This is a genomic window from Streptomyces sp. NPDC093225 (assembly GCF_044753805.1).
Classification (GTDB): Bacteria; Actinomycetota; Actinomycetes; order Streptomycetales; family Streptomycetaceae; genus Streptomyces.
In genome coordinates this window covers 1-1,322 of record NZ_JBIVNX010000041.1, presented here as the reverse complement: position 1 = coordinate 1,322, position 1,322 = coordinate 1, and positions in this window count along the sequence as shown.

The window sequence follows — 1,322 nt, the reverse complement described above, 5'->3', positions numbered from 1 at the left end:
CGGCAACACCCCGAACACCCCGAACACGCCTAACACTCCGAACACGCCGGGTGGTGGCGGCAACACCCCGAACACCCCGAACACGCCTAACACCCCGAACACCCCGGGCGGTGGCGGCAACACCCCCAACACCCCCAACACCCCGAACACGCCCAACACCCCTGACTGAGGTGATGCACCACTGAACACGCATGGCGGAGCCGCGCAGTGACCTCACTGCGCGGCTCCGCCATGCGATGTAAAGAGCCGAGCGCCCCTCGGCCTTCGATGACGCCTACGGCGTATTCGGCGTATTCGGCGTATTCGGCGTATTGGGTGTGTTGGGAGTGTTAGGCGTGTAGGGGGTGTTCGGCGAATTCGGGGTGTTAGGTGTGTTGGGCGTGTTCGGAGTGTTTGGCGTGTTCGGGGTATTCGGCGTGTTCGGGTTACTAGGTGTATTGGGCGTATTGGGCGTGTTCGGAGTGTTCGGAGTACTGGGGGTTCCCTGCCCGTGTGACGCGTAAGGCGTATACGGGGTATAGGGCGAGTACGGGCTGTAGGGCGCATACGGCGCGTAGGCCGCCGGTGCCGCGTTCGGCTCACTCTCCTCGGTTGCCTGCTTCTGCGTGGTCACCATGTGCCTTGTCTGGAGAAGCTGCGCAGGTTGCGTCAGGAGAGCGATCCGCGGGAGCGGCGGGAGCTGCGGGAGTCGGGGCAGTTCGGGGAGATGCGGGAGTGCCGGCAGCTGCGGCAGCTGCGGGACCTGGAAGGCCCGCGGGGTGAGCGGCGCGGACAGTGTCCGCCCGCCCCGGACGTCGGCGCCGTGGGACGAGTGCCCACGTGCGTCCGCCGCGTGGGCACTTCCCGCGCCCAGGGCGGACAGACCCGCCACTGCCGCGGTGGCGATTACGACCTGCTGGAGCCTGTGCATGAATTCATACCCTCCGTGCCTTGCTTGCGCGACCACCCGATTACGTATTGCAAGCGATGGTCGCCAAAATTACACACGGGAGGGGGCTCGCACCGGTCGGGACCAACGAGTCGCCCCTTCCATCACCCATTCGTCCTCGAATCCGCTCTGCCGCCATAGGCGACGCGGCAAGAGCCAATAACCGACCTCGGCAGCGATATCGACGGCGCGGGATCGAATGCGGGGCTCCACGGATCCCGCGCGCAGTCACACCCGGGGCGAGGAGTCCCTGCAACGCCCGTGGGTCCCGTGGTGTGTGGGGGAGGCGCTTGACGCGGCATGGCAGGCTGGTCCGGAGGCAGGCCCGGGCCTGGGGTGGCCGAAGGCCAGGGCGAAGCCCCGAAGCCCCAGGGGTGGGCCTGCCGCAGGGCCT